We start from the raw sequence: 17,748 nt of genomic DNA, 5'->3' as shown, positions 1-17,748 counted from the left end.
TTTTGTGCCTGATAAACTCACGCTTTATTCATCCCCCAAACCAGTGCCTGCCTTGCATGGGCAATCCGCGGTTGACGCAGCGCGCTGGGTAACCAGATAAGGTGATAGCGAATCTCCGTGTCTCCTACTGGCGCATCCAGCACCACTAAGTCTCCTTGCGCGATTTGCGTCTGACATAAAAATGACGGCATCACCGACCAGCCAAATCCCCCGCAGAGTAAACTTCGCAAGCCACGTAAATCCTGCCCAACCACCGCAGGTAACAGCGTCTGGTATTTAATGCGGTTCTTATCCAGCCAGTGATCAATCAGTGACAGTTTTAAATCATAAGCCAGCAGCGGTTCTTTAATTAAATCCGAGGAAAAATCTGCGCTGTTATTTAAGCGAGCCGCCACGGCCGGTGCTGCCACTGCGACCACGCGGTCCTGAAAAATGACTTCACCCTTTAAACGTGGATCGGTCACCGGATGCGCCGTAATGCCGAGATCACAATGCCCTTCAATCACCATCTGCGCGACTAACGGGCCATCACCACTGTGCATATGCACGCGAATACCGCTTTCAAGCAGAGGCAGCAATTCAGCCGATAATTTCTCCGCCATAAAATCTGCATGTCCAATAATCTGCAACGTACCACTCACATCCATCGATCGGGCTCGTGCCGATGACAGAGCGGACTCTGCGGTATCCAGTGAATTGCCAATATCAGCCGCCAGGTCGTCGGCTGCAGCCGTTGGCATCACACCATGGGCCTGACGTTCAAACAGCGGCCGACCCACTGCGACTTCCAGACCACTAATGTGTTGCGAAACCGCTGGCTGCGTCAGATTCAATGCGCGCGCCGCGTCGGAAATCGACCGCTGCCGATACACTTCCATAAACGTTCGTAAGCGAACCAGTGACATAGTGACCCATAAATTATTTTATACCCCTACCAAAATAGCCTTGTTAGCCGTCAAACACCAGCGCGAGTAAGCTGCCTGCATCTTGAAACGCACGGGAAAAATCATGTCACTTCAACAAGAATTACTGCATGTACTGCAAACCATGAAACAGGCTCACCTGCAAACAGCACCGGCAAACGCCGCACTTCGCCGCGACCGCTTAATGCGCAGCGTGGCGTTAATTCGCGACAATCATGCCGCACTCACTGCGGCTATCAGCGCCGATTTCGGTCATCGCAGTGCCTATCAAACCCAGGCGGCCGACCTGATGACCACCATCAATATGCTGCAGCACTCCGCTGAGCATCTGGCGCAGTGGATGCAGCCGGAGATCGCCGAAGTCCCGGTTGCGGGTATGCAGGCGCGCATCGAACCGCAACCCTTAGGCGTAGTCGGCATTATCAGCCCGTGGAATTTTCCCATTAACCTGGCATTTGGCCCACTGGCCGGTGTGTTGCCGCAGGCAACACGGCAATGTTGAAACCTTCTGAGCTGACACCTCACACCTCCGCATTATTAGCGGAATTAGTACCGCGTTATTTCGCCGCTGATGAGCTCAGCGTGGTTCTGGGTGACGCCAGCGTGGGACAAGCCTTTAGCGCCCTGCCATTCGACCATCTGGTCTTCACCGGCAGCACCGCCGTCGGCAAGCATGTGATGCGTGCAGCGGCGGAAAATCTGGTGCCCGTCACGCTGGAGTTGGGTGGAAAATCGCCGGTAGTGATCGATGCGGATGCGTATGTCGCGATAGCCGCCGCCAGAACCCTGACCATTAAAACCTTTAACGCCGGACAAATTTGTATCTCACCGGATTACCTGTTGCTTCCGCATGGGGCTGAAGCGGCATTCATCACCGCGTCGCGGCAGTTCATGCAGCAGGCTTTCCCAGCGTTGCAAAACAACGAGGATTACACCGCAATTATCAGCGATCGTCATTACCAACGGCTGGTCGATCTGATCGAAGATGCGCGTAGCAAAGGGGCGCGCATTGTCAGCCTGGCCCCCGTCGGCGAGCCGGACTTTGATGCGCAAAGCCGCAAAATCGCGCCGCATTTGATCCTCGATGTCACCGAGGAGATGGCGGTCATGCAGGAAGAGATTTTTGGCCCGTTGCTGCCCATTAAAAGCTACAGCGGAGAGGTGAAGGAAGCGATTCGCTATATCAATGCACATCCGCGACCACTGGCCGCCTACTACTTTGGCCACAATGAACAGCGCCAACAGTTAATGGCGCAGCACACGATATCTGGCGCACTGGTGATAAATGATGTCATGACCCATGCTTCTCTCGACAGCCTGCCATTTGGCGGCGTGGGCGCATCCGGGATTGGCGCGTATCACGGGATTCATGGATTCCGTCGCTTTAGCCATGCTAAGCCGATTGTGATCCAGGATGAGGCCGGCACCACGAATTTACGGCTGCGCGCCCCCTATCAGGACAACAGCGCAGCATTGACCGCATTACTGAATAACCAACATTAATCGAGGACAGAATATGAAAATTTTGATGGTTTTGACATCCCATGACGAACTGGGCAACACCGGCAAAAAGACCGGCTTCTGGCTGGAAGAGTTTGCCGCGCCCTACTTCGTGTTTAGAGATGCGGGCGCCGAAGTGGTGTTGGCTTCCCCGGCGGGCGGACAACCGCCGCTGGATCCAAAAAGTGATTTACCTGAATTTCAGACCGCAATGACCGCACGTTTCAAATCTGATGCCGCGGCACAGCAGGCGCTGGCTAATACCGTGAAGCTGGCAGGCATCGATCAGCAGGATTTCGATACCGTCTTTTATCCTGGCGGCCACGGTCCACTGTGGGATCTCGCGGAGTCATCAGACTCCATCCAGTTGATTGAATCTTTTGATCGTGCGAATAAGCCGATTGGTTTTGTCTGCCATGCACCAGGCGCGTTGCGTCATGTGAAAGCCGCCAGCGGTGCCCCGCTCATTCAGGGTAAGCAGGTCACCGGCTTTACGAATAGTGAAGAAGCGGCCGTTGAACTCACCGATGTGGTGCCTTTCCTGATTGAGGATGAGTTCATCAAACTGGGTGCGCATTATCAAAAGGGCGCTGACTGGGCACCGTTTGTCGTAGAAGACGGTCATCTGATCACCGGGCAAAATCCGGCCAGCTCAGAAGATGTGGCGAAAGCGCTACTGCTGCAACTGGCATCGCAGCAGCCTTAATCGCATTGAAGCACATCACTGCTCGGGCGGTGATGTGCTTTTGTCTTGTTAACCATTCCATTAATGAAACTTTCTCATAGGTGTTAGTAGACTGACGCACCTAATCAATCCCGCTCGCCTTTGTTAAGCTAGGCTCCAACCCGTTTCCAATACTGTGTTCAAGCCCTGGCACTGCACAGCACCTTCCTTTCTCTCATAAAAAGACATTATGGATATCAAAACTGCAACGCATCCTCCGGATATGAAAACCGGTATCGCCTTTATTATTATTCTCAGTGCGCTGATGGCATTTACTTCACTCTCTACCGATATCTATCTTCCGGCCATGCCTGCGATGTCAGCCGCGTTACACGGTGATTCGGAACTGACGGTCACTGGATTTCTGATTGGCTTTGCCATCGCGCAGTTAATCTGGGGCCCGATTAGCGATCAACTCGGACGCAAAACACCGCTATACATCGGCATGATTATCTTTGCTATCGGTTCAGCGGGATGCGCACTCTCCACCGATATGTCTCAAATCGTCTTCTGGCGCGTCATTCAGGCGGCTGGCGCCTGCACCGGCCCCATGCTGGCACGTGCAATGATTCGCGATCTGTTTACCCGTACACGTGCCGCGCAGATGCTGTCGACGTTGATCATTGTCATGGCTATCGCCCCAATCGCGGGACCCTTAATGGGTGGGCAAATCATTCGATACTCGCAATGGCCGGTGATTTTCTGGTTTCTGGCGGTGGTCGGCGCATTGATGTTCATTTCACTGCTCTGGCTTCCTGAAACACTGCCGGCGGAAAAACGGGTAAAGGCGTCATCTCGGCAAATAGTGCGTAATTATCGCACGCTGCTGCTGAATAAAACCTTTATGCGCTTTACCCTGTGCGTCACTTTTTATTACGTTGCCGCTTACGCCTTTATTGTCGGATCGCCTGCGGTGTATATCAGCTATTTCGGTATCGATCCGCAACATTATGGCTGGCTGTTCGCGATTAATATCCTGGGTCTGGTGACGGTCAGCACCCTCAATAAACGTTTAGTACAAAAGGTCAGGCTGGAGACGCTGCTGAAATCCGCCTCTTTTATCGCCGCACTGATGACATTCGTGATGTGTTTTGTACTGGAAACGCATCCAGCAGCATTGGCGGGATTGGTTATCTGTATTTTTATCTTCTTCTCGATGAACGGGATTATTGCAGCCTCAGCCACCGCGGCCGCGCTGGATGCCGTGCCGAATGCCACCGGTTCAGCATCGGCGCTGATAGGTTCTCTGCAATACGGCAGTGGCATTGTTTCCTCACTGCTGCTGGCAGGGCTTAACAATGGCACGCCCTGGATTATGGTGAGCATTATGACGGTATTCACCCTGCTCAGTTTTCTTAGCACGCTTGGCGGAGGAAAAGCCCAGCCTAAAATGGCAGAAATTTAACGCTGAAGTGAAATGCTAAATATGACATTAAACATTTGGTGCGGTGAGTCCAGCATGCAATTGCTTAATCTAAGTTCGCCGCCTTTGCAAATGAGATGAACAGCAAGGGCGTTGACTGGCAGTTGGTGAGCTTTGCGGGTGCGGTGCACTCATTTACCGATCCGAAAGCCGACAATGCTGGCGTGTCGCAGTATCACCCGGAAGTGACGCAGCGTGCCTTCAAACGCCTGTATCAATTGCTGGATGAAGTGTTTTAATGACGCGGCGGGAGGCTGACTAGCCTCCCGCTATTTCCCCGTCTTTCAGCGCACGCGTAAAATTCCGCTATCAATGTCCGCTACACCGGTTTTGCCGCAAAACGCCATCGACAGATCAAACTCGTTACGGATGATGCTGAGCGCTGTGGTCACCCCTTCTTCACCCATCGCCCCCAAACCGTACAGCATACTGCGTCCGATATAGGTGCCCCTGGCACCCAACGCTACTGCCTTTAACACATCCTGGCCGGAGCGAATGCCACCATCAAAATGTACTTCAATCCGATCGCCGACCGCCGCCACAATTTCCGGCAGCAATGTAATTGACGAAGACACGCCGTCCAGTTGACGCCCGCCATGGTTGGAAACAATCAACGCATCGGCCCCCGCTTCAACGGCCCGTTGCGCATCGGCCACATCCATGATGCCCTTCACAATCAGCTTGCCGCCCCAATGCCGCTTTATCCATTCGATATCTTGCCATGAGAGCCGTGGGTCATACTGTTGTGCCGTCCACTCAACCATCGAGTCAATGTTATCCACACCGCTGACATGCCCGATGATATTGCCAAAATTACGATGTTTCGTATTCAGCATCTGCCAGCACCAGCGCGGTTTACTGGCAATATTCAGCACATTGCGCAGCGTCATTTTCGGCGGCGTGGAGAGGCCATTATTGATGTCTTTATGGCGCTGGCCAAAGACCTGTAAATCCATGGTGACGACCAACGCGTTGCAGTTAGCCGCTTTAGCGCGATCGATCAGGTTTGCCACGAACTGCCGGTCACGCAATACATACAGCTGGAACCAAAATGGGTGTCCCTCTGTGGCCTGAGACACAGCTTCCAGCGAACAGATGCTCATGGAAGAGAGCGTAAAGGGAATACCGAATTTTTTCGCTGCGCGTGCCGCATGAATTTTACCATCGGGATGGATCATACCGGTCAGCCCGGTGGGGGCGATCGCCACCGGCATAGCAACCTCTTGCCCGATCATTCGGCTCATCGTACTGCGTTCAGCAATATCCACCGCGACACGTTGACGAAATTCGATGCGACGTAAATCAGATTCGTTGGCACGATAGCTGTATTCCGTCCAGGAACCTGCATCGACATAGTCATAAAACATCTTCGGCACACGTTTTTTCGCCAGCTGCCGTAATTCTTCAATACAGGTAATCGTCATTTTCCACCTGATAAAAAAAGCGGCCAAATAAAATAACATTTAGCCGCCTGCGATCACGCAAATACACACACAGATAACTTACGACTTCTCGTAGTCGGTATAGGCATTCTGTAGCACAATATGATCGGCAATATATTTTGCATCATGCCACACACCGTAAATAAAGGAGGAGGCGCGATTCACCAGATTTGGCAAGCCAAGGAAGTAAATGCCACGTTCTGCAGAAATACCACGCTTATGGAAAGGTACACCTTTCTCATCAAATGCGTCGGCCTGCAACCAGCTAAAATCAAATTTAAACCCTGTCGCCCAGATAATAGAGGTGATACCGGCCTCAGCCAGGTTTAATTGTGTTAAAGGATTTATCAGGCAGTCAGGATCGGACAATAACTCCCAGGCCTGTGGCTCCAGCGGTAAATCCAGGCCGTTACGCTCAATATAAGCATCGGCATCACGCAGCACGTCGAAATACGCTTTATCACCTTCGGCAATATTCTCTGCCAGACCATCCGCAAAGCTCAATACCCCGTTATTCCATTGCTGCGTAATCCCGACCAGGGTAATGCCCATATGCGCAAGACGACGGAAATCAACGGTTTTACCGCCTTCATAGCCGCTCACGGCAAAGGCAACATGCTCTTTTTTCGGCTTGATTTTCACTTCATCCCACAAGCCCAATGCGCCCAGCCACCAGCAATAATCGCGGTCACGATAAGAGCGCGGTGGCCGGTAGTGCTCGCCGACCGACAGATAGACTTTACGGCCTGTTTTACCCAGCTCTTCAGCAATTTGTGAGCCTGATGCGCCGGCACCCACCACCAGCACCCCGCCTTCTGGCAGCTGTTGCGGGTTCTTATAGGATGAGGAGTGAATCTGATGCAGATGGGTACTTTCCGGTACGATCTGCGGGAAGGAAGGCTTCTGGAATGGCCCGGTTGCCGCCACCACATTATCCGCTTCAAATTCCCCCATCGAGGTCAGCACTTTAAAACCGCTGCGTCCCGTCAGACGTTCAACCTGATGCACTTCAACGCCCGTGTGAACCGGCGCATTCAGCATTTTGGCATAATCTTCGAAATATTGAGCCATGCGTTCTTTAGGCGGAAATGCTTCCTGAGAAATATTTTCGAATTTCATTGAGGGAAACCGATCGTGCCAGGCGGGGCCATTAGCAACCAGTGAATCCCAGCGCTCTGAACGCCAGCGCTCTGCAATACGATAACGTTCAAATACAATATGCGGGACACCCATCAATGAAAGATGTTCACTCATAGCAATGCCCGCCTGACCAGCACCGACGATTACGGTATTAATTTTTTCTACTGACATGTGAAATCCCTAAATAGATTTGAACGCGATGGGTTATTTATCATCGTAATCATTGTTCGTGTTAATGCTAAGCAAGCTTTTTTAATTCAGCGCTTCGGCAAAACCTAAGCGCATGGTGAATAGTTAATGACGGGCTTCAACGTTTAATATCTTTCCGAGCCCCAGGAACTTATTCGCGATGATCAGCATGGCAGCCGTTACCGCAATATAAATCACTGACAACGCGGCGAGCGTTGGATCGGCAAATTCACGCACATAGTTGTACATGGCGACCGGCAAAGTCTGTGTGGCCTGGGTGGTAATAAATAGCGATGCAGTAAATTCATTAAAGGAGAGAATTGCAGCAAACATCCAGCCACCAAACAGGCCGGGTAAAATTAATGGCACCGTAATGGTCCACACGACCCGCAGCGGCGAGGCACCGAGACTGGCTGCTGCCATCTCAATACGCTGTTCGAGGTTTTTCAGCGAAACGTAGACGCTGCGTAATACAAACGGCAACACCAGCACGATGTGGCAGAAAATGACCAGTGGGTATCCACGCCCGATCCCCAGCTGTGACACCAACATCAGCAGCCCTAAACCAATGGTGAAATGCGGGATAAACAGTGGCGATAACAGAATACCTTCCAGCACTCGCTTACACGGGAAGGCGTAGCGCTCAATGGCAATCGCCAGCGTCGCACCAATGATCACAGCCAGCGAGGATGCCCAGGCGGTGACAATCAGCCCGGAATAGAAACCGTGACGAAAATCATCGTAATTCACCGCACGCTCAAACCAGCGCAGCGACCAGCCTTTCGGTGGGAAGAACAATACCGCAGTGCTGCTAAACGAGGAGATAAACACCACGATGGTGGGCAGCATGACAAAAATCAGGATGGCGGCAACCAGCAAACGTCCGGCCAGCGTCACCAGTTTATCGTTCATCGAACGGGTCATATTAATGTTCTCCCATGACGTGCAGGAAGCGGGTCAACCGTTTCAATGCCATCAGTAGCAGGATGGTCAGAATCAAACCGGCAATACTGAGTGCAGCGGCAAACGGGAAGTTCATTGACGAGAAACCAAGCTGATAAACCATGGTTGCCACGGTGCTGACTCGCCCACCACCAATCAGCTGAGGCGTGGCGAAGGCGCTGAAGGTCCAGGCAAATGCCGTGGTCAGGCTGGCCACGATGCCCGGGATCGATAAGGGAATCGTCACCGTCAACAAAGTACGGACGGGGCCGGCACCAAGACTGGTCGCGGCTTTTTCATAGTCAGGATTGATATGTGACAGTGCCGTGGCCAGCATCAGCACCATAATCGGCATGGTGACGTGCACCAGCGCCACCACCACGCCGCTCTGGGTAAACATAAACTGAATCGGTTTTGAAATGACGCCAGTGGCCAGCAGCAGACTATTCAGGAAGCCACTGTTTCCCAACACGATAATCCACGAGTAGGTTCGCACCACTTCACCAAGGAACAACGGCGTAATCGCAATGATCAAAATCGTCGATTTGATCCAGGTGGTGCGCGTGCGCACCAGCGCATAGGCCAGCGGATAACTCATCAACAAGCCAAAGATGGCAGTTTTGGCACTTAACATCACCGTGTTAATAAAAGCATCGGCGTAAATGCTTTTCAGCAGTCCGTTAAAGTTTGCCAGGGTAAATCCGCCCACGTCGAGCGAACCGGGAATATAAGCCCGCACGCTAAACTGCATCACCGCGAACATGGCGACAACCAGTCCGAGTGCTGTCAGTGTGGCGGGGATAATGAACCAGGGTAAAAATGTCGGTTTTCTCGTCATAGACGTTGCTGCCTGAATAAAGTGTTGCTTATGGGCGACCCGGAGGCCGCCCGTGATGAACGAATCAATGAGACATGATGTTTTCAGAGAACCACTGGCGCCATTCGGCCGTTTTCTCGGCACGCAGTTGTGGATCGGTGTTGATGGTGGCATTCCACTGCGCAGGTGTGGTCAACATGCCAGGCAGTTTCGCCAGTTCCGGATCGATATGCGCGTTGGTCACCGTTGGGCTGCCGCGATAGATCTTCGCCACCTGCTCCTGAATTTCCGGTTTCAAGGCAATATTCATAAACTTGTATGCCAGATCGGCGTGTTTGGTCCCTTTGTTGATGCCGACGGTATCCACACCCAAAATGGCACCCTCTTTCGGGATCGCCAGTTTGATGTTCACCCCTTCGGCCATCATGCTGTAGGCGTTCATGGACAGCATGACCTGCACTGGCGTTTCGCCGGTGGAGATCAACTGCTGGCTGTTGGCGTCATCGGTATAGAAAGCTTTGATGTTCGGGATCAGTGCTTTCATCTTCGCTTCGCCCTGCTGCCAATGTGCGGCATCAGCACCTGAGAGCTTGGCGGAAACGGCAATAATATGACTTGGATCCCAATCTGGCAGGGCCAGCGTGCCTTTCAGCTCCGGTTTCCACAGGTCATTCCAGCTGGTAAAGGTTTCACCTTTTGGTACCAGATCCGGGCGATAGCCAATGGTATACACGTAGCCCCACACGCCGAGGTGATACGGGCTGACCTTCGCCTGCTCAACCAGATTGACCGCGTTAGGAATTTTGCTCATATCGAGCTTTTCAAACAGGCCGCTATTGGCATACAGGTAGCCGACGTGCGCAGTGGTGAAGGTCACATCTGTCTCCGGTGTGCCACCCGCCAGTTTGGCTTTATTGAGACGGTCAATCGTACCGCCGGTCACAAACTGCACCTCAACGCCGGTTTCTTTGGTGAATTCTTTGGCGATGGTTTCATCAATCAGGTCTTTAAAGCTGCCGCCCCAGGTGCTGACAATCAGCTTGTCGGCGGCCATTGCATTACCTGCAGTTAATACACTCGTCGTCAGCAATGTTAAGGCACAAATCTTACGCAACATATTTTCGTCCCCAATGAATGAAATGGCTGTAACAGCAAGGTGAAACGCGATGCACCAAAACAGTGCTATCGGACTCTTCTGGTGTTGCTGGGATAATGCCGTTGCGATGTGATTCGGTAAAACAGCCTTTTCCTCGCCCTTGCATCAGGATTTCTGAGGCTAAAAACGACGCTGCTTTACAACGGATTTTCTTAACCAGTGATGAGGCAGAAGCGAATGGGCGTGATGGTACGGTCAGGCGATCATGGTGTTAACCGGCCTCTGGCATGATTAATGCAGGGTAATCGGCACTATTAGAATGACTGGCGCGACACGATCGCGTCGGCGATCCCAGGAGAATCTGCATGCTCAGTCGCATCACCCAGCGCCAGCTGGAATACTTTGTCGCATCCGGTGAGGCCGGAAGCATTATTGGTGCCTCGGAACGTATTCACGTTTCATCACCGTCGATTTCCGCAGCCATTACACACATCGAATCTGAACTGGGGGTGCAGCTGTTTGTGCGTCACCATGCGCAGGGCGTCTCCCTGACGGCGATTGGTCATCAGGTGTTAAAAGAAGCCAAGCTGATTCTGGATCAGATGAACAACCTCTATACCATCGCCTCTGAGTCACTCAACAACGTACGCGGCCCGCTGCGCGTAGGCTGTCTGGATACGCTGGCACCGATGCTGACACCGGAACTGGTGTTTGGCTTTGGTCGCGCCTTTCCTGGCGTACGTATCACCCTGGTCGAAGGCAACCACGAGCAATTGCTGAAGCAACTACGCTCGGCAGATATCGACATCGCCCTCACTTATGATTTAGTGCCCGCTAATGACGTGGCGTTTAAATCCCTGGCGCAGTTGCCGCCGTATGTGATGGTGGGCGAACATCATCCATTGGCGACACAATCGGCGGTGACTATTCAGGATCTGGCGACGATGCCGATGGTGCTGCTGGATATGCCCTGGAGCCGCGAATATTTTCTCGGCCTGTTCAGTGAAGCGGGCGTGGCGCCGAATGTGGTCATGCGTTCGAGCAACATTGAAGTGGTGCGCGCCATGGTGGCCAACGGCGTGGGATTTGGCATTGCCAACGTGCGCCCGAAAGCGCACCTCTCACAGGATGGTAAACGGCTGATCCGGGTGCGCCTTGCGGGAGTGAACAAACCGATGCAGCTCGGCTACGCCACGATGGCCAACACCCAGCAATCGATGGTGGTGAACGCCTTTGCCGAACGCTGCCAGATGTTCATTTCCGATCAGTACATACCAGGCATGGCAGCACCGAGCTATTTCGACCCACAAGTGGTGCGCGTCGCCTGAAGACGCTTAGTATCCGCGCTCCGGGAACACCTGATTGGAGACCGCTTCCCCGCGCGCGGCCCGCTGGATATTTTCAGCAACCTGTAACGCTGCGCTGGCGGGAATGGCGACCGAGGCCAGATGAGGGGTAATTAACACATTCTCCATACGCCACAGCGGATCTTTCGGCGGCAACGGTTCGCGGTCAAACACATCCAGCGTGGCTTCGGCGATATCTCCCGATTGCAGCGCGCAGGTCAGCGCAGCCTGATCAACAATCGCGCCGCGTGACACATTAATAAAGGCCGCCCCCTTTGGCAGCTGCGCCAGCCGTTGTTGACTCAGTAAACCGGAAGTCTCAGGCGTGAGGGGCAGCATCACGACCAAAATGTCGCTTTGACTGAGGAAATCATCCAGCGATGCCAACCCGCTGCTGCATTGAATGCCGTCAATGGTTTTTTGCGAACGCGACCAGCCGCGTACAGTAAACCCCTGCCGTGCTAATTCCTGCGCCGCAAAAGCCCCTAACTCTCCCAAACCCATCACGCCAACCCGCACGCTTGATGGCACCCGAGGGTGGAGATAGTGCCAGCGCTGCTCACGCTGCGCCCGTTCAAATGCCGGAATATCGCGTGCATAGCGCAACACCGCAAACAGCACATAGCCGGCCATCATCCTGGCCATATCAGGATCGGACAGGCGGATAATCGGAATATCCGGCAGATCATCGCGCCCCACCAGCGAATCGACACCGGCACCAAGATTCACCAACAGCTTAAGATTACCGTACGGGGCAAAGAAACCGTGTGGCGGTTTCCACGCCAGCGCGAAGTGCACGTCATTGGCGTCCTGAACCTCCTCGGCACGGCAAATTGTCACACCGGGCAGATGCGGCGCAAGTAATGCTGACCACTCGGAAAAACTGTCGAATTCGCTGTAAAACACCAACGTTGTCATGCCACATCCGCCTTGATAAGCGTGACGACCGCATCAATCGCCAGTTCATAGCCCAGCACACCGAGCCCCGCGATCACACCGGTTGCCGCTTTCGACACCATGGAGTGATGGCGAAACGGCTCGCGCTTCCAGATGTTACTCATGTGTGCCTCGATGATCGGGCCATCGAACATCAGCAGCGCATCCAGAATCGGCACGGAGCTGTAGGTCAAACCGGCTGCATTGATGATCAGCCCTGCGGCATTTTGTCGCGCTTCCTGAACCCAGTCGACCAGCACACCCTCATGGTTGCTCTGACGAAAGTGCAATACCACGCCATGTGACACCGCGCGGCGCTGGCAGCGTTCACCGATGCTGACAAAACTCTCACTTCCATAAGTGCCATTCTTGTCCAGGCCGTACAAATTGGCGTTGGGTCCATTCAGAAAATAGATTTGCTGTGACATGAAAACTCCTGATTAAACGTGCGGACGCGTTGCGAGCATCGCCGGATGAGCATCAAAATGCGCGAACCAGGCGGCAGTCAGCGGATAGCTATCACGCCAGTTAAGCGTCGCGAAACGGAAATCGAGATAGCCCAATGCACAGCCAATCGCGATCAGACCAATATCATCAGGCTGCTGGCTGAATCGCGAAACTTGTCGTTCAATTTCGCCCAGTGCAGCGGAGACTTTTTTTAACTGCGCGTCGGCCCAGTTCTGCCACTGTTTCTCTTCCGGGCGCGCGCTAAATTCATAACGGGCCAATAAGGCGGCATCGATTAAGCCATCGCCCAATGACTGTCTTGTCAGACTTTGCCAGCGTGCATCCCCGGTTGCGGGGAACAGCGTGCCTTGTGACAGCGCGTTCAGATATTCACAAATGACGCGGCTGTCATACAGACACAGTCCATGATGGGTTCGCAAGGCCGGTACTTTCGCCAGAGGATTAAACGCGGCGATCCGTTCATCCCGTTCGACAGGATGTGCCGCCGAATCCAGCCACGCGATCGCGTCGGCTAAACCCAACACCTGTGCACAGACCATGACTTTGCGAACATACGCCGAGGTGCTGGCGTAAAAGAGCTGCATCATGGCGCCACCCTTAATAGCACTTTGCCGATGTTGGCGTTGGCTTCAAGAATGCGATGGGCGTCGGCGGCCTGCGCCAGCGGGAGTGTCGTATGAATGATCGGCACAATTTTTTCGCTCGCCAACAAAGGCAGCAGATGCTTGCTGATGCTTTGCGCCAGCCGCGCTTTTTCAGCGGCACTTTTAGGACGCAAGGTGGATGACGTCAGGCTTAACCCTTTGCGCATTACCATTTGCAAGTCGATCTCAACTTTCGCCCCCTGCATAAACGACAAGCTCACGTGGCGTCCGCCGGGTGCCAGGACGCTGAGGTTACGCGCCACGTAATCGCCGCCCACGTTATCCAGCACCACATCCACTCCGCGGCCCTGGGTTTCATCCTCAATGACGGAAACAAAATCTTCGCCATGTCGGTCAATGGCACGGCAAACGCCAAGCTGTTGCAGTGCTGCGATTTTGTCGGCACCGCCTGCAGTCGCGAACACCTGAGCACCGCATGCCTGGGCGCATTGGATCGCAAAGGTGCCCACTCCGCTGGCTGCGCCATGGATCAATACCGTTTCACCTGGTTGCAGACGGCCCAGCTCAAACAAGTTATGCCAGACGGTAAATGCAGCTTCCGGCACGCCAGCTGCCTGATCCAGCGGCAGGGTATGCGGGACGTTCAGGCAGAGTTCGGCACGCGCGACACAATAGTCGGCATAGCCGCCGCCACTCAGTAACGCCATAACGGCGCTGCCGACAGCCGGGTATTCGACACCCGCGCCGAGGGCGACCACGGTGCCTGAGACTTCCAGCCCGAGAATGTCAGTGGTGCCTGGCGGTAGCGGCATACCGTTACGTTGCATAATATCCGGGCGATTTACGCCGGCGCAGGTGACGCGAATTAATACTTCTCCAGCAGCCGGTTGCGGCACAGGACGGCTGACACAGGCCAACACATCAGGGCCGCCGGGCTGGCGTGCTATCACAGCGTTCATCATTTCAGGTAACATCGATTATCCTTGCTTCGCCGCGCTAAACGCACAAACACCTTCATCATCAACGCTCACGCCCACCACACTGCCCACCGGCCAGCGTGTCAGGGAATCGAGTCCCGATTGACGCGCAAATAACGCCGCGCTGCCCAATGCCGGCGCATCAAGATGCACATCCACATGGTCGCCCTGGAATACATGGGTAATCACCGTGGCGCTGAACAGGGAGTGCGGGCTTAGCGGGGCCAGTTGCAGGTTTTCTGGGCGCATGTAGACATCAAGGCGTTCCCCCACATGGGCATTCACACGCTCAGCCGGAAGACGCAGTTTATTGCCGCCCAGCTCTATAACGGCGGTGCTATCGCGGCCAGCGTAGTGGCCTGGCAGGATATTCACATCGCCGACAAATCCCGCGACAAAAGGATCCTGCGGACGGCGATAGATGTCATCCGGGGTACCAATCTGGCGAACATGTCCAGCAGACATCACTACGACTCGGTCACTCATGCTCAGCGCTTCGCCCTGATCGTGGGTGACAAATACCGTGGTGACGCCGAGTTTGCGCTGAATCGCTTTCAACTCGACCTGCATCGATAGACGCAGATTTTTATCCAGCGCGGAGAACGGCTCATCCAGCAGCAGCACTTTCGGGCGAATCACCAGAGCGCGCGCCAGCGCGACACGCTGTTGCTGCCCACCAGAAAGTTCACGCGGCTTGCGCTGACCGTAGCCCGCCAGTTTAACCAGCGCTAATGCCTGTTCTACGCGTTCAGCGATTTCCGCTTTGGGCACACCACGCATGCGCAAACCATAACCGACATTCTTCTCGACGGTCATGTGCGGGAACAGTGCGTAGTTCTGGAAAACAATACCGATTTCACGCTGATAAGGTGGGATCTCGGTGACCAGATCGCCATCAATAAAAATTTCACCGCCATCTGCTTCGGCGAAGCCTGCCATCAGGTTCAGCAGCGTGGTTTTGCCGCAGCCTGATGGGCCGAGCAGCGTAATAAATTCACCTTCTTCGATGGTTAATGAAATTTTGTGTAGCGCAATGGCATCGCCAAAGCGTTTGAGTACGCCATCCAGTTGCACGGCAACGTTGGCTTTATTCGCGACAGGATGCAGCACGTCGGGCTGCGGGAACGAGGTGACTTCTGCACTGACCATGGACTCTCCAGAAACGGGCTAACTTTGCTTGTCACCAGCATACGGTGAATGCGCGCATCATGCGGTTAGTGCTTCCTGAAGCTGGTGTTTAGAAAAGTTAAAGCAGGGAAAGTATGCGCGCGCGGCTCCGGCGCCGCGCCCTTCAGTCGGGTGTGCGAATAAAAAGAATCTGGACGAATTGACTGAAGAGGCGGCTTAAAGGGGAATCGTGATGAGTGACAACGTCACTCTAATGACACATCCATTCCGCTAACCGCCGCAACATGGCATCGCAAGCGCTCAGCTGTTCAAGGCTGATAAATTCATCGGGTTTATGCCCTTGCGCCATACTGCCAGGACCACAGATCACACTCGGGATACCAGCCTGATGGAATAAGCCGCCCTCGGTGCCAAAAGCCACCGTGCTAAAGCGATCGGAGCCGGTCAGGTGCGCAATCAAACGCGCGGCGGGACTGTGCGCGTCAGTATATAAACCGGGATAACCACTAATAGGAGTGAAACGAACTGAAGTGTCGCGATTCACTGCCTGCATGCGAGGCAACAGGTCGTGCTGCGCGTAATGTTCCAGTTCATCTGCCACCTGCTGCGCATCATCTTTGGGTAAGGTGCGGACTTCAAAATCAAAACAACACTCTGCCGGCACAATATTCAGCGCCCGCCCCCCCTGAATCACGCCGGTTTGCACCGTTGTGTAAGGCGGATCAAATCGCGCATCCTGATTTTCCGGGGCGGCCAGGCGCTCACCGATCTCGGTTAGACGATGAATCAATTTTGCCGCGTACTCGATAGCATTCACGCCTTGCGGTGCATATGCAGAGTGGCACGCCGCACCCTGCACTTCACATCGCATGCCCAGTTTGCCTTTGTGGCCTAAAACCGGTTGCAGTTCGGTGGGTTCGCCGATCAGGCAAATATCCGGCTTTTCCGGGCGCTGCGCTAAAGCCTCCAGTAAGCTTCGGACGCCGAGACAACCCACTTCTTCGTCATACGAGATCGCCAGATGCAGCGGCTGAGTAAGAGGTTGTGCCAGAAAATGCGGCACGGCCGCCAGCATGCAGGCGATAAAGCCCTTCATATCCGCGGTGCCGCGCCCGTAGAGCTTGCCGTCACGCTCGGTCAGCGCAAAAGGCGGAACGCTCCATGTTTGCCCATCCACGGGTACCACATCGCTGTGCCCTGAGAGCATCACACCGCCCTTGCCAGCAGGACCGAGTCTGGCATAAAGATTGGCTTTACTCCGCTCAGCGTTATGAATCAGTTCGCAGTTCACACCCAGATCGGTCAGATAGCGCCAGACAAAATCGATCAGCGCCAGATTGGATTCGCGGCTGGTGGTATCAAATGCCACCAGCTGAGCCAGTAACGTACGGCTGGTCACCATAGAAGTCCCTTGCATCACTCGTCGCCCGGCACGCCATAGCTGGGGGCTTTTGTCGGATCCAACGCGCGGATCACGTAATCCTGCATTTGTGGCTGATAGGCCTGCCACAGTGTGCTGAGTTCATCGATGGGGTCGGCCTCCGTCCAGTCAATGCGCAGGTCAACGATCGGCCAGACAGGTTCAGCCACAATCGACAGTGCTGCCGAATGCACCGGCCCGGCTTCGCCTCCCGCCGTCATACCGGCCTGCATGGCACACAGAAGGCGATCGGCAAGGTGCCCCTCGCTGCGCTCAAAGGCATTAACCATCGCGACGATCACCTCGGGATTGGCCAGTAAATTCCCTGCCGCCACGCAATCCACGCCACTCAGCATATGGTTTATGCCTAGGGTTTTATCTCCGCTAAAGCAGGCACTTTGCCCATCAGCCGCCAGCACGGTGATCTGGCGGTATTGATGATAATCATCCGACGCTAACCCGGCGGCTAACGCAGCCTGAGGAGACTGCCCCTGCTGCAGCTGATCCAGAATGCGTGGGCCCAGAGCCGGCAAGGTGATGTTTTGCGTGGAAACGGCGCCAACTTGCGTGCGCAGCCAAGGGCAGCGCGCGCCGACGGCAATACTGGATGAACTAATGGCGATACCCATCTGACCGGTCTCGGCACAGCGCCCAACAATCGATAACGTCATG

16 protein-coding genes and 2 pseudogenes are annotated in these 17,748 nt (G+C 54.2%); 5 read left to right on the top strand and 13 right to left on the bottom strand.

Annotated features, from left to right (window positions below; genetic code table 11):
* Positions 1-17: 17 nt before the first annotated feature.
* Positions 18-905, bottom strand: a complete 888-nt coding sequence (locus tag IAE30_RS00795) for a LysR family transcriptional regulator (RefSeq protein WP_200677837.1) — start codon at positions 903-905, stop codon at positions 18-20.
* Between the two features lie 103 nt (positions 906-1,008).
* Here IAE30_RS00795 and IAE30_RS00790 point away from each other — a divergent pair.
* From IAE30_RS00790 to IAE30_RS00775, 4 genes and pseudogenes are all read left to right on the top strand, one after another.
* Positions 1,009-2,426, top strand: a pseudogene (locus tag IAE30_RS00790) (coniferyl aldehyde dehydrogenase).
* A 13-nt stretch (positions 2,427-2,439) separates the two neighbouring features.
* A complete protein-coding gene (locus IAE30_RS00785) occupies positions 2,440-3,129 on the top strand; it encodes a type 1 glutamine amidotransferase domain-containing protein (RefSeq protein ID WP_200677835.1) in 690 nt (229 codons plus the stop codon).
* A 208-nt stretch (positions 3,130-3,337) separates the two neighbouring features.
* Positions 3,338-4,552: a multidrug effflux MFS transporter gene (locus tag IAE30_RS00780; protein WP_200677833.1), complete on the top strand. Its 1,215-nt coding sequence runs from the start codon at positions 3,338-3,340 to the stop codon at positions 4,550-4,552.
* 92 nt (positions 4,553-4,644) lie between these two features.
* Positions 4,645-4,809 (top strand): annotated as a pseudogene (locus tag IAE30_RS00775) (dienelactone hydrolase family protein); the annotation flags it as partial.
* 45 nt (positions 4,810-4,854) lie between these two features.
* Here the strand turns inward: IAE30_RS00775 and IAE30_RS00770 are convergent.
* The 5 genes from IAE30_RS00770 to IAE30_RS00750 all read right to left on the bottom strand — a co-directional run bounded on the left by IAE30_RS00770 (position 4,855) and on the right by IAE30_RS00750 (position 10,217).
* Positions 4,855-5,994, bottom strand: a complete 1,140-nt coding sequence (locus IAE30_RS00770; protein WP_200677831.1) for an alpha-hydroxy acid oxidase — start codon at positions 5,992-5,994, stop codon at positions 4,855-4,857.
* A gap of 78 nt (positions 5,995-6,072) precedes the next feature.
* Complete coding sequence (locus tag IAE30_RS00765; RefSeq protein WP_200677829.1) at positions 6,073-7,323, bottom strand: NAD(P)/FAD-dependent oxidoreductase; 1,251 nt, start codon at positions 7,321-7,323, stop codon at positions 6,073-6,075.
* 123 nt (positions 7,324-7,446) lie between these two features.
* Positions 7,447-8,265, bottom strand: coding sequence for an ABC transporter permease (locus tag IAE30_RS00760; RefSeq protein WP_045815577.1), 819 nt, complete (start codon positions 8,263-8,265; stop codon positions 7,447-7,449).
* Between the two features lies 1 nt (position 8,266).
* On the bottom strand, positions 8,267-9,121 hold the full coding sequence (locus tag IAE30_RS00755; protein ID WP_045832503.1) for an ABC transporter permease: 855 nt from the start codon (positions 9,119-9,121) through the stop codon (positions 8,267-8,269).
* A gap of 64 nt (positions 9,122-9,185) precedes the next feature.
* Complete coding sequence (locus tag IAE30_RS00750; protein ID WP_200677827.1) at positions 9,186-10,217, bottom strand: ABC transporter substrate-binding protein; 1,032 nt, start codon at positions 10,215-10,217, stop codon at positions 9,186-9,188.
* A 344-nt stretch (positions 10,218-10,561) separates the two neighbouring features.
* Between IAE30_RS00750 and IAE30_RS00745 the strand changes: the two genes are divergently transcribed.
* Positions 10,562-11,524 carry a LysR family transcriptional regulator gene (locus tag IAE30_RS00745; protein ID WP_200677825.1) on the top strand — a complete coding sequence of 321 codons (963 nt, stop codon included), beginning with the start codon at positions 10,562-10,564 and terminating at the stop codon, positions 11,522-11,524.
* A 6-nt stretch (positions 11,525-11,530) separates the two neighbouring features.
* On the opposite strand, the gene IAE30_RS00740 is transcribed toward IAE30_RS00745, so the two are convergent.
* From IAE30_RS00740 to IAE30_RS00710, 7 genes are all read right to left on the bottom strand, one after another.
* Positions 11,531-12,460 carry a glyoxylate/hydroxypyruvate reductase A gene (locus tag IAE30_RS00740; RefSeq protein ID WP_234465477.1) on the bottom strand — a complete coding sequence of 310 codons (930 nt, stop codon included), beginning with the start codon at positions 12,458-12,460 and terminating at the stop codon, positions 11,531-11,533.
* On the bottom strand, positions 12,457-12,906 hold the full coding sequence (locus tag IAE30_RS00735; protein ID WP_200677823.1) for a type II 3-dehydroquinate dehydratase: 450 nt from the start codon (positions 12,904-12,906) through the stop codon (positions 12,457-12,459). Before IAE30_RS00735 ends, IAE30_RS00740 begins: the two co-directional genes overlap by 4 nt.
* A 12-nt stretch (positions 12,907-12,918) precedes the next feature.
* Entirely contained in the window at positions 12,919-13,533 is a 615-nt protein-coding gene (locus tag IAE30_RS00730; RefSeq protein ID WP_200677814.1) for a glutathione S-transferase N-terminal domain-containing protein, read from the bottom strand.
* Positions 13,530-14,525: an NAD(P)H-quinone oxidoreductase gene (locus IAE30_RS00725; protein WP_200677813.1), complete on the bottom strand. Its 996-nt coding sequence runs from the start codon at positions 14,523-14,525 to the stop codon at positions 13,530-13,532. Before IAE30_RS00725 ends, IAE30_RS00730 begins: the two co-directional genes overlap by 4 nt.
* Positions 14,526-14,528: 3 nt before the next feature.
* A complete protein-coding gene (locus IAE30_RS00720) occupies positions 14,529-15,677 on the bottom strand; it encodes an ABC transporter ATP-binding protein (RefSeq protein WP_045815585.1) in 1,149 nt (382 codons plus the stop codon).
* Positions 15,678-15,906: 229 nt separating this feature from the next.
* A complete protein-coding gene (gene argE / locus IAE30_RS00715; protein ID WP_200678336.1) occupies positions 15,907-17,058 on the bottom strand; it encodes an acetylornithine deacetylase in 1,152 nt (383 codons plus the stop codon).
* Between the two features lie 14 nt (positions 17,059-17,072).
* Positions 17,073-17,747, bottom strand: a complete 675-nt coding sequence (locus tag IAE30_RS00710; protein ID WP_045832495.1) for a DUF1028 domain-containing protein — start codon at positions 17,745-17,747, stop codon at positions 17,073-17,075.
* Position 17,748: the final 1 nt, after the last annotated feature.

It is taken from the genome of Pantoea sp. S61, assembly GCF_016625145.1.
In the GTDB taxonomy this organism is placed as follows: domain Bacteria; phylum Pseudomonadota; class Gammaproteobacteria; order Enterobacterales; family Enterobacteriaceae; genus Pantoea; species Pantoea rwandensis_B.
The sequence above is the reverse complement of the archived record's forward strand: the minus strand, read 5'-3'. Positions and strand labels throughout refer to the sequence as shown.

What these genes read in the sequence shown, in the direction of transcription:
- IAE30_RS00795 (WP_200677837.1), bottom strand. Translation starts at nt 905, where the DNA reads ATGTCACTGGTTCGCTTACGAACGTTTATGGAAGTGTATCGGCAGCGG.
- IAE30_RS00785 (WP_200677835.1), top strand. Translation starts at nt 2,440, where the DNA reads ATGAAAATTTTGATGGTTTTGACATCCCATGACGAACTGGGCAACACC.
- IAE30_RS00780 (WP_200677833.1), top strand. Translation starts at nt 3,338, where the DNA reads ATGGATATCAAAACTGCAACGCATCCTCCGGATATGAAAACCGGTATC.
- IAE30_RS00770 (WP_200677831.1), bottom strand. Translation starts at nt 5,994, where the DNA reads ATGACGATTACCTGTATTGAAGAATTACGGCAGCTGGCGAAAAAACGT.
- IAE30_RS00765 (WP_200677829.1), bottom strand. Translation starts at nt 7,323, where the DNA reads ATGTCAGTAGAAAAAATTAATACCGTAATCGTCGGTGCTGGTCAGGCG.
- IAE30_RS00760 (WP_045815577.1), bottom strand. Translation starts at nt 8,265, where the DNA reads ATGACCCGTTCGATGAACGATAAACTGGTGACGCTGGCCGGACGTTTG.
- IAE30_RS00755 (WP_045832503.1), bottom strand. Translation starts at nt 9,121, where the DNA reads ATGACGAGAAAACCGACATTTTTACCCTGGTTCATTATCCCCGCCACA.
- IAE30_RS00750 (WP_200677827.1), bottom strand. Translation starts at nt 10,217, where the DNA reads ATGTTGCGTAAGATTTGTGCCTTAACATTGCTGACGACGAGTGTATTA.
- IAE30_RS00745 (WP_200677825.1), top strand. Translation starts at nt 10,562, where the DNA reads ATGCTCAGTCGCATCACCCAGCGCCAGCTGGAATACTTTGTCGCATCC.
- IAE30_RS00740 (WP_234465477.1), bottom strand. Translation starts at nt 12,460, where the DNA reads ATGACAACGTTGGTGTTTTACAGCGAATTCGACAGTTTTTCCGAGTGG.
- IAE30_RS00735 (WP_200677823.1), bottom strand. Translation starts at nt 12,906, where the DNA reads ATGTCACAGCAAATCTATTTTCTGAATGGACCCAACGCCAATTTGTAC.
- IAE30_RS00730 (WP_200677814.1), bottom strand. Translation starts at nt 13,533, where the DNA reads ATGATGCAGCTCTTTTACGCCAGCACCTCGGCGTATGTTCGCAAAGTC.
- IAE30_RS00725 (WP_200677813.1), bottom strand. Translation starts at nt 14,525, where the DNA reads ATGTTACCTGAAATGATGAACGCTGTGATAGCACGCCAGCCCGGCGGC.
- IAE30_RS00720 (WP_045815585.1), bottom strand. Translation starts at nt 15,677, where the DNA reads ATGGTCAGTGCAGAAGTCACCTCGTTCCCGCAGCCCGACGTGCTGCAT.
- argE (WP_200678336.1), bottom strand. Translation starts at nt 17,058, where the DNA reads ATGGTGACCAGCCGTACGTTACTGGCTCAGCTGGTGGCATTTGATACC.
- IAE30_RS00710 (WP_045832495.1), bottom strand. Translation starts at nt 17,747, where the DNA reads ATGACGTTATCGATTGTTGGGCGCTGTGCCGAGACCGGTCAGATGGGT.